We start from the raw sequence: 8,638 nt of genomic DNA, 5'->3' as shown, positions 1-8,638 counted from the left end.
GAAAATATTGGCCAAGATTGTTACGGTTTTTCGTAAATTACGATTTTTCGTATTGAGTTTGGCTGCGTTTGCGGCTCGCATACAGGGATGCTTGATACAGACTCCTCACACGATTCCCGGCTTGCTGGTGCCTTTGGTCCGACCCTTCTGATTGATCTTGCCGAGGACCTCATTCTTGCCGCCACCCCAGAGGCCGGGGCGCTGTTCGGCGATCCGGCTCTGGTGGGATCGCATTTCGCCCGTTTCGTCGCATCCGGCATGGACACCTTCGTGGTCTTCATCGCCGAGGTTCAGCACCGGGGCAAAGCGTGGACACGCGGGGTGACCCTGCAAAGCGCAGCGGGTGAACCGCTTCAATGCGAGGTTACAGCACGGGCAGTGCGCCATAACGGCAAGGAGATGTTGCTGTTGAACGCGCTTGATCTGGCGGGCCTGGAGCAGCACGCCGCCGAAGTTGCTGCCGGGAACTTCTATCAAGGCGGCCTTGCAGAATGGCAACGCGCGCAAAGCTTCTTTGCCGACCTCGAGCGCGAGAACCAATTGATCCTGAACGCCGCCGGCGAAGGGATCTATGGCGTCAACGCCGATGGCAAGACCACATTCGTGAACCGTGCCGCGCAGGAAATGCTGGGCTGGACCACCGAAGACCTGCTGGGCCACGATATCCATGCGAAAATCCACCATCACCACCTGGACGGTGAACGCTATCCCTCGCATGAATGCCCGATCTACCAGTCTTTCCGCTTCGAACAGGTCAACCGGATCGAAAACGAGGTGTTCTGGCGCAAGGACGGCAAGCCAATCCGGGTCGAATATGTCTCAACCCCGATCTACGACGGCCCGCAACTGGTCGGCGCTGTCGTGATCTTTCGCGACATCACCGAACGCTGGGAAAGCGAGCGCAAATTGCGCGAAGCCATGGAAGAGGTGGCGGCCCTGCGCGATCAGCTGGAGGAGGAAAACGCCTACCTGCAGGAAGCGATCAGCATCGAACGCGCGCATCATGACATCATTGGCCGCTCGGAGGCCATTCAAAAGATCATCACACAGATTGAACTTGTGGCCCCCACCGACACAACCGTGTTCATCCGCGGCGAAAGCGGCGTTGGCAAGTCTCTGGTGGCCTCGGCCATTCACAAGGACAGCCCGCGCAAACGTCGCCCCATGATCCACTTCAAGGCCGGGGCGATCACAGCTGAAAATGTCGGAAGCGAACTGTTTGGACAGGTGCGCGGCGCATTTCAAGGTGCGCTCAAGGACCGGCCCGGAAAGCTGGAACTGGCCCATGGCGGCACCTTGTTCATTGAAGAGGTCGCTGACATCCCGATCGAGCTTCAGGGCCATTTGCTGGATGCGCTCCGGAACCGAGAGGTGATCCGGCTGGGCGATGATCGCGCCCGCAGTCTTGACCTGCGGGTCATCGCCTCAACCAACCGCGATGTTGATCGGGAGGTACAGGCGGGGCGGCTGCGTCAGGATCTGATGTTGCACCTCGGGGTTTTCCCAATTTTGTGCCCACCCCTGCGGGACCGGCCAGAGGATATCCCGATCCTGACGGCCCATTTGCTTCGGATCATATGCAAACGGCTGGGCCGGAAGGTTCCTGTTGTTACCGAAGGTGCCATGCGAAAGCTGCAACAGTACCACTGGCCCGGAAATGTCCGCGAACTGGCCAACGTGATCGAACGCGGGGCCATCGTCTCCCAGTCTGACAAGCTGCAGGTGGAGTTCCAAAGCCAGGTCGCACCAGGGACTTTGCCAAATTCCACCTTGCTGACCGAAGCAGACGTCGAACAAATTCGCAGGACGAACATCATTGCCTGCATGAAAGAGGCGGGCGGCCGGGTGTCGGGCGAAAAGGGTGCGGCAGCACTTCTGGGGATCAAGCCGACAACGCTGTATTCAAGGCTCAAGAAATTGGGACTGAAAGACGATGACTGGTAAATCATTGCGGGCCCGGGAATTGCGGCAAGATCACCTCAGGCTAATGGGAGGAACGCCGCCGCGGACCGCGCCTGCCGGTTGCCGACAGGGCCCGAATCAACAAGCTGGGTCAACCGTTCGCCTCTGGCGCGAATACCGGCCGCAACCAGGGTTCGAGCGTTTGCAGCGAAAAGCGCGCCGATCTTCCTGCTGGTGCCGCAGGTCAAGCTGCCCAAACGACTCGATCTGGACCGGGATAGGGCGCGCGCATGACAGTATGCCGGGCTGTTCGTGGCGAACCCGGGTCAAACGCCAACTTTGACGCCGTCTGGATGAGTTGCTAGGCAAATCGAGGAAGCGAATGATTGGCGTTAATCCGTGCCAAGCCGCCCGGAATGTGCCATGGTGATGTTAACAGGAAAAGGCGCACCCATGTCAGTCTATCGCGCGATCTACACATCACGTCCCTTCGGATTTGACGGCAATACGCTGAACAACATTCTGGCGCATGCGCAGCGCGCCAACCCGAGCCGGGGCATCACAGGCGCGCTTATCTGCCGCGAAGATGTCTATCTGCAAATGCTCGAAGGCCCGGAGGAAGAGGTCAGGAAAGCAATGGAGCGCATCGGGCGCGATGACCGGCACCTTGAGTTCCAGATTCATGTCGAAAAGACTGTCCCGGAGCGGATGTTCGGAAAATGGGCGATGCTGCATGATCCGGCCGTGACATGGATCTGGTCGCAAGCGGACGTCCGGGATGACGCCATTGAACGCACCACCGAAGCAGAGGTCGAGGGGTTTTTCGAAAAGCTCCGGGACAAGGCCGATGCACCAGACCTGACCTGATCGGAACGGCAGCGCGCAGCGCCCTTCGCCGCCGGCTCCAGGGCTTCAGCGCGATGCGATGGGGCAGATGGACCGTAAATACCGGACCGGATCGACGGGCGGCCTGGCGTGATCGAAGGATTGCCCTGGCCAGACTGGCGGCGGCACATCGTTTTCGCTTTTCTGTTTCCGTGGCAAGAAGATTCCGTAAAGCGAACGCCGCAAAGCCGGACGTTCCGACGCCGAGCCGCCCGTGGAGCAAAACGCGCCAAATGAGCGCTCCCGGCCCCGCAGCGGCCCCTGAGTTCTTGGCTGGAATCTGAAATCTCGGACTGTCACGGTGTGGATCGCAAACTGGCAAACGGAGGACCAGTATATTCGGGTCAAGGGCTGGGCAGCATGAGTGCAGATGATACCAGACCGCTGAGTGGTGCCTGACCTTCGTTCTATTCCCACTCCATCTCTTCGTAGGTGGCCTGCGCGTTGCGGCCGGCCAGCGCTTCGAACTGTTCCAGATGGGCCCAGGCCGACTGGTCGATCTGCGGCGCGTCCATGATGTCGCCGCCTGCCTCGATCAGCGCCCCGATCCGCCTGCGCAAGTTCACAAGATAGTCATGGGTGTCGCGTGTGGCCGTGGCCAGATCGGTCGCGCGGCCATGGCCGGGCACGATATGCGTGGGCCCAAACGCCGCCATCGCTTCGAACACCGCGATCCAGCTGTCGGTGTCGCGGGCCGGGCCGTTGCCCAGCAGGCGGTCGACATAGACGATGTCCCCGGTGAACATCACATCGCGTTCGTCCAGCCAGACGAAACTGTCGCCCGGCGTGTGAGCCGGGCCGCGATGCATGATCTCGAAGCTGAGGCCACCGAACTCGAGCGCGTAATCGGTTTCATAGGTCACATTGGCATAGGCCGGCTCGGTCCCGTCCAGCCCGTTGCCCAGGAATTGCGACAGTGCGATCATGTGATTCTGCGCGCGGTCGTTGTGATCCTCGACCGCCGCTTCCGAGGCAATCACGGTTGCCCCCTGCGCCTGCCAGTACCCGTTGCCGAGCCAACGGTGATCCTGCCCGCCGGTGTTGATGACATAGCGGACAGGTTGGTCGGTAACGGTGTGGATGGCCGCGTGCAGCATCTCCGCGCCTTGCCAAGATCCGCCCGGATCCATCAGCACCGCCCCCTCGGTCGTCACCACGAGCCCGAAGGTCGCGTTATTGGCGAGGTTCTCCGGATTGCGCTGCTCGGTGGGGCCGACGATGGCCCAGACATCCTGCGTGACAGGCTGGACATCGAGCACGTCCGCAAGGCTGGAGCTGGGAACAACAAGGACGACAACGGCAACTAGAGCGCGGATCATGCGTTGAGCCAGTCTTCGAGTTTCGCCGCGTCCGTCAGACCACCGGCGTGGACGAGCGTGCCGTCGACCGAAACGCCCGGCGTGGACATGACACCGGCCATGGCGATGGATTTGGCGTCGGTGACCTTTTCGACGTTGACCGCAAGGCCGAGCTTGGCCGCCTTCTCCTTGACCATGGTTTCGGTTGCCTCGCAGCGGTTGCAGCCGGAGCCGTAGACCTTGACGGATTTCATGTGGGGATTTCCTTCTTGCGATAGACCGAGATTTGAAATGTCTGGGTGTTGCCCTTGGGGGTGTGATGTGTGTGCTGCTCTGACCGCACGAGGGTCAGCAGGCCCGGCATCAGCTGTTCAATCCGCGCGTCAAGCGTTTCGGGCGAGTACCGTTGCACCGGGAGGTTGGAACATTGCTCGGGCCCGGTCAGGTCGAACGTGGAGATAATGGCCGTGCCGCCCGGGCGAAGGCTCGCATCCAGGGTTTCGAGATAGCGCCGCTGATCGGCAGTGTCGGTCAGGAAGTGAAACACCGCACGGTCATGCCAGAGGTCGTAGGCCCTGTCCGGCGTCCAGTTGCGGATATCGGTCACAACGAAGGAGACTTCGTTGGCGTGCTGTCCCAGCCGTTCGCGCGTGAGCGCCAGCGCCTCGGGCGACAGATCGAGAACCGTCACGTGCCCACGCCGTTCGTCCAGAACGTGATCGACCAGCCGAGACGCGCCGGCGCCGACGTCAAACATCGTCCCACCTCGCGGCAAGTGCTGACGAACCAGCCGCAGCGAAACCTCGGGCACCGCTTCGAACCATGTCAGCGCATCTTCGTCCCGCGCGCGGTAAGCGTCATCCCAATGTTGTGGAAGGTCCATATCACTGCCCTCGCTCATAACAGGAAATTGAATAGAAAGCCGGTGGCAAGAATGCCCCACGACACGAAGCCAATGAAGAGCGGCACCGAGGAGCACGAGCAGAAGGGCGTCAGCACACCAAGAGCGGCGGCCAGCGGATAGCCCCAGATCTGGTGTTTTCCCGCGAGGATCGCGCGGGTCTTCTCCGGGCTGGACCAGCTAAGCAAGACACCGGTGACGAAGACGATGCCCGTCAGCAAGAGCAGCAACTTGGGCACATCATAGATGAAGAAGGCAATGGCCTCGCCGGTATGGCTGTAGCGCGCGACCGGAAAGAGCGACGTCGCCAACTCGGAGAACGGGATCAACGGGCCGTAGACCAGCCACCAGACGACGACCGCAAGCGGCACGCCTGCATACCATGGCCAGGCCGGGAGCTCCTGCGGGGCATGGTGATCGTCGGTCCTGGTGGTCATGCGACCTCCAATTCGCGTTTGTCTCCCACAGCCAGAACCGCGTCGACAACCGCTGCAAGCTCCGGCGCGAGGTCGGGGTTCCGGCGGTAGCGCACCCATTGCGCATCGCGCCTGTCGATCACGAGACCGGCTTCGCGCAACACCTTCATGTGCCGCGACATCCGGCTCTGGCTCGCGTCGAGCCGCGCCATCAGTTCGCAGACGCAATGCTCTCCCCCATCCCAGAGGATAGAGAGTGCCGCACGGCGTGTCGGGTCGCAAATGGCGGTCAGGACATCCTGCATGACCGAAAGTTTATGCGCCACGGCGCATATACGCTATGATCCATGTCAAATCATGGCACTTGTCAAATCAGGAACGCGTCGTAAGTTTGGCATGAGGATGAGCATCGGCTTTGGTCCGGACAAGCGCCGGACCCGATGCCGAAGAATTCAAAATCATCAGTTTTGCTTGGTTCTGGTTGCAAATCGACCGGCAAACAATGTCTCATTGGTCTTTCGGCGTAGGCGAATTCGCTTCGGGCGCAACGTCCAAGAACAGGAAAAAGGCTCTCGTGAGGTTACATGCCAGCGTGTTCAAACGACGAGGCAAATCAAAGCCGCGCCACAAAAGACACCTCTGCTGAGGCGGATGAGGACACGGCCGCCCCGAACGGAGATGATCCATCGGAGGATGACGAACAGCCTGTCCGAGGACAACGCGAACCAACGGCCCAACCCAGAGAGGAAAGCAGCCAAGCTGCCGCTGAACTGACAGACGTTTCGCGTGAGGCGGCGGAAAAAGCAGAACAACCCTATGCGCTCTGGTCCTCGGAACGCGCCTTCGTCCTCTCGACGGCAGCCGCCGGTGTCGGGCTTGGCAATCTCTGGCGCTTTCCAACCCTGGTCGGGGAAAATGGCGGCGGGGCTTTCCTGTTCGCTTACGCGATCGCTGTCGTTTTCATCGCCATTCCCTTCGCAGCCTTGGAAATCGCCATCGGACGCGAAACCCATGGCTCGGTCATTGCGAGCTTCCGCCGGTTCGGCCGTGTCTTCTTGCCGGTTGGTGTCGCCGTTGTCCTGCTCACCTTGGCGATCGACAGCTATTACTTCGTCGTGACCGGCTGGACACTGGGCTACGCGGTGGAATCCACCATGGGCGCACCGCCGGTGTTTTCAGAGTTTTCCTCCGGCTATGCGTCGCTCGGGTGGCTGGGCGTGACCGGAGCGATGGTGGCCGCGATTCTCGCTTTCGGCCTGTCGGGCATTGAGCGTGCGGCGCAGTTGCTCATGCCGGTTCTGCTGCTCGCGTTGCTCGGCCTTGCGGTATACGCAATGCGGTACGGCGCGGCACATCAGGCGTTGGCTTTTCTCTTCTCTCCCGACATCTCGCGGATGCAGGATCCGGCCGTCTGGCGCGCGGCATTTGGACAGGCGTTTTTCTCCATGACCATCGGCCAGGGTTATCTCATCACCTATGGAAGTTATCTGCCGCTGCGCGTGAATGTCCCACGGTCTGTCGCATCCGTTGCCGCCATCAATTCCGGGGTGGCGATCCTGGCGGGTGTAGCCATCTTTCCGCTGGTCTTCGCCGCTGGGCTGGATCCGGGTGTCGGCTCTCAACTCGCCTTCGAGACACTGCCACGCGCCTTCGAGCAGATGGGCGGCGAGGTGATCCTGGCGCCGGTCTTTTTCTGGCTGCTGTTTCTGGCGGCGCTCTCTTCGTGTCTGGGCGGCGCTAAAGTGGTAACCGCGGCACTGCGCGAGCAAGGTCGCCGTATCAACTCGGTGTCTGCGGTCTTGATCGGCGTTGTCGCAATTGTGGCCTTGGGCGTTCCATCGGCGCTGTCCTATACGGCCCTGGAATGGACAATCGGCGAAAGACCGGTGCTGGATGCCATAGATCGAACCGTTGGCTCAAGCGGCACGATCCTGGCCGCCATCGCCTCATCGCTTATCTTGGGGTGGCGTTTTTCTCCTGCCCAGCTGTGCCGCCAATTTGGCCTGCACCAACGCATGGCGACCATGCTTGGCTGGCTGATACGGATCATCCCCATTCTTTTGGCAGCGCTTTTCGGCTATGGCATGGTCGCGTCACTGCAATGATTGATGGTCTTGTGACCCAAGCGCCAAGTGGTCAGCGGTGATCGACGTTTCGACAAACGGCTTCCTGGCCCATAGTCATTTTTGCGCGCCTGTCGTGAAAACGTAGCGCACCTGATGGCGGTATTCGTTTTCAGGCCGGAGAATCGCGTCGGGAAATTCCGATCTTCCGGGTGCGTCCGGCCAAACCTGGGTTTCCAGCGCAACCCCGGCAAAAGGTTTGTAAGTCCGGCAGTCCAGACCGGCGAGACCCGCCTCGGGAATATAGGCGGCGTCATAAACCTGAAGTCCCGTCTCCGTCGTTTCGACCGACATCGAAAGATCGCTTTCTGCGCTGTGCAGGCGCGCGACCGGTCGTAGGGGCTTCCGCGTGTCAGACAGGCAGAAATTGTGATCGAGGCCGCGCTTGCCGATTTCCGATCGGGTGCGAAAATCGAATTTTGTGCCCTCCACGGGTCGGATTTCGCCGGTCGGGATCAACTCGTCGTCGACAGGCAGATAGGCCTTCGCATCAATCTGCAAATCGTGGCCGGTAATGTCGGGGCCGCCATCGAGGTTGAAATACCCGTGATGCGCAAAAGAACATGGCGTCGCGGCGGTTGTCGTGGCGCGGATGTCGAAACCGAGGCTGCAATCTTCGGTTAGGGTTATCTTGGCGTGAACGGTCAGATGACCGGGGAACCCCATGTCGCCATCGGCAAGTTCGAGACCCATGGTGACGCGGCTGTCGGTCAGATCCTCGATGCTCCATATCTTCTCGCCAGCGCCAACCTCGCCACCATGCAACGTGTGTCTACTCAGCCAATTACGCGAGACGTTGTACGCGTGCCCATCGAGCAGGAACCTGCCTTGCCCAATCCGGTTCGCGAAGCGCCCGACAATGGCCCCGAAGTATTTCATCGGACCGAAATATGGCTCGATCGACGGGGCGCCGAGGACGAGCGGGTGGGCAACCCCCTCCAGGCGGAGATCCTGCACGGTTGCGCCATAGGTCAGGATATTGGCCTTCAGCCCGCCGCCTTTCAGTGTGACCCGTTGGATGGCGTCGTTGTCGGGCGTTTTCCCGAACTCAATGATGCTTTGCGACACAAGACTCTCCTCGTTGCGTAGCGATACGTTTCTTTGTGCGGCCCG

General features: G+C 60.6%; 9 protein-coding genes. 3 read left to right on the top strand and 6 right to left on the bottom strand.

Going from position 1 to position 8,638, the window contains the following annotated elements; genetic code table 11:
• Nucleotides 1-87 precede the first annotated feature (87 nt).
• Entirely contained in the window at nucleotides 88-1,944 is a 1,857-nt protein-coding gene (locus tag LCF59_RS03035) for a sigma 54-interacting transcriptional regulator (RefSeq protein WP_292285444.1), read from the top strand.
• Nucleotides 1,945-2,355: 411 nt separating this feature from the next.
• Nucleotides 2,356-2,769 carry a BLUF domain-containing protein gene (locus LCF59_RS03030; protein WP_292285442.1) on the top strand — a complete coding sequence of 138 codons (414 nt, stop codon included), beginning with the start codon at nucleotides 2,356-2,358 and terminating at the stop codon, nucleotides 2,767-2,769.
• 425 nt (nucleotides 2,770-3,194) lie between these two features.
• On the opposite strand, the gene LCF59_RS03025 is transcribed toward LCF59_RS03030, so the two are convergent.
• From LCF59_RS03025 to LCF59_RS03005, 5 genes are read right to left on the bottom strand one after another with little or no spacing between them, the layout of a single operon-like run.
• Nucleotides 3,195-4,106 (bottom strand): MBL fold metallo-hydrolase, encoded by a 912-nt coding sequence (locus LCF59_RS03025; protein WP_292285440.1) that lies wholly within the window; start codon nucleotides 4,104-4,106, stop codon nucleotides 3,195-3,197.
• On the bottom strand, nucleotides 4,103-4,339 hold the full coding sequence (locus LCF59_RS03020; protein WP_292285438.1) for a thioredoxin family protein: 237 nt from the start codon (nucleotides 4,337-4,339) through the stop codon (nucleotides 4,103-4,105). The genes LCF59_RS03025 and LCF59_RS03020 overlap by 4 nt, the downstream gene beginning before the upstream one ends.
• Complete coding sequence (locus tag LCF59_RS03015; protein ID WP_292285436.1) at nucleotides 4,336-4,968, bottom strand: trans-aconitate 2-methyltransferase; 633 nt, start codon at nucleotides 4,966-4,968, stop codon at nucleotides 4,336-4,338. Before LCF59_RS03015 ends, LCF59_RS03020 begins: the two co-directional genes overlap by 4 nt.
• A 14-nt stretch (nucleotides 4,969-4,982) precedes the next feature.
• A complete protein-coding gene (locus LCF59_RS03010) occupies nucleotides 4,983-5,423 on the bottom strand; it encodes a permease (protein WP_292285434.1) in 441 nt (146 codons plus the stop codon).
• Nucleotides 5,420-5,728 carry an ArsR/SmtB family transcription factor gene (locus tag LCF59_RS03005; protein ID WP_367273338.1) on the bottom strand — a complete coding sequence of 103 codons (309 nt, stop codon included), beginning with the start codon at nucleotides 5,726-5,728 and terminating at the stop codon, nucleotides 5,420-5,422. The genes LCF59_RS03010 and LCF59_RS03005 overlap by 4 nt, the downstream gene beginning before the upstream one ends.
• A gap of 258 nt (nucleotides 5,729-5,986) precedes the next feature.
• On the opposite strand from LCF59_RS03005, the gene LCF59_RS03000 reads away from it, so the two are divergent.
• The gene (locus LCF59_RS03000; RefSeq protein WP_292285432.1) at nucleotides 5,987-7,507 is read left to right on the top strand and encodes a sodium-dependent transporter; all 1,521 of its coding nucleotides are present in this window, start codon (nucleotides 5,987-5,989) and stop codon (nucleotides 7,505-7,507) included.
• A gap of 75 nt (nucleotides 7,508-7,582) precedes the next feature.
• Here LCF59_RS03000 and LCF59_RS02995 read toward each other — a convergent pair whose 3' ends face one another.
• On the bottom strand, nucleotides 7,583-8,593 hold the full coding sequence (locus LCF59_RS02995) for an aldose epimerase family protein (protein ID WP_292285430.1): 1,011 nt from the start codon (nucleotides 8,591-8,593) through the stop codon (nucleotides 7,583-7,585).
• Nucleotides 8,594-8,638 lie beyond the last annotated feature (45 nt).

This window comes from Marivita sp., assembly GCF_020055675.1.
In the GTDB taxonomy this organism is placed as follows: domain Bacteria; phylum Pseudomonadota; class Alphaproteobacteria; order Rhodobacterales; family Rhodobacteraceae; genus Marivita.
The sequence above is the reverse complement of the archived record's forward strand: the minus strand, read 5'-3'. Positions and strand labels throughout refer to the sequence as shown.

Excerpts from the sequence above, each read along its gene's own strand:
- LCF59_RS03020 (WP_292285438.1), bottom strand. The coding sequence starts at position 4,339 with ATGAAATCCGTCAAGGTCTACGGCTCCGGCTGCAACCGCTGCGAGGCA.
- LCF59_RS03025 (WP_292285440.1), bottom strand. The coding sequence starts at position 4,106 with ATGATCCGCGCTCTAGTTGCCGTTGTCGTCCTTGTTGTTCCCAGCTCC.
- LCF59_RS03000 (WP_292285432.1), top strand. The coding sequence starts at position 5,987 with ATGCCAGCGTGTTCAAACGACGAGGCAAATCAAAGCCGCGCCACAAAA.
- LCF59_RS03035 (WP_292285444.1), top strand. The coding sequence starts at position 88 with ATGCTTGATACAGACTCCTCACACGATTCCCGGCTTGCTGGTGCCTTT.
- LCF59_RS03030 (WP_292285442.1), top strand. The coding sequence starts at position 2,356 with ATGTCAGTCTATCGCGCGATCTACACATCACGTCCCTTCGGATTTGAC.
- LCF59_RS03015 (WP_292285436.1), bottom strand. The coding sequence starts at position 4,968 with ATGGACCTTCCACAACATTGGGATGACGCTTACCGCGCGCGGGACGAA.
- LCF59_RS03010 (WP_292285434.1), bottom strand. The coding sequence starts at position 5,423 with ATGACCACCAGGACCGACGATCACCATGCCCCGCAGGAGCTCCCGGCC.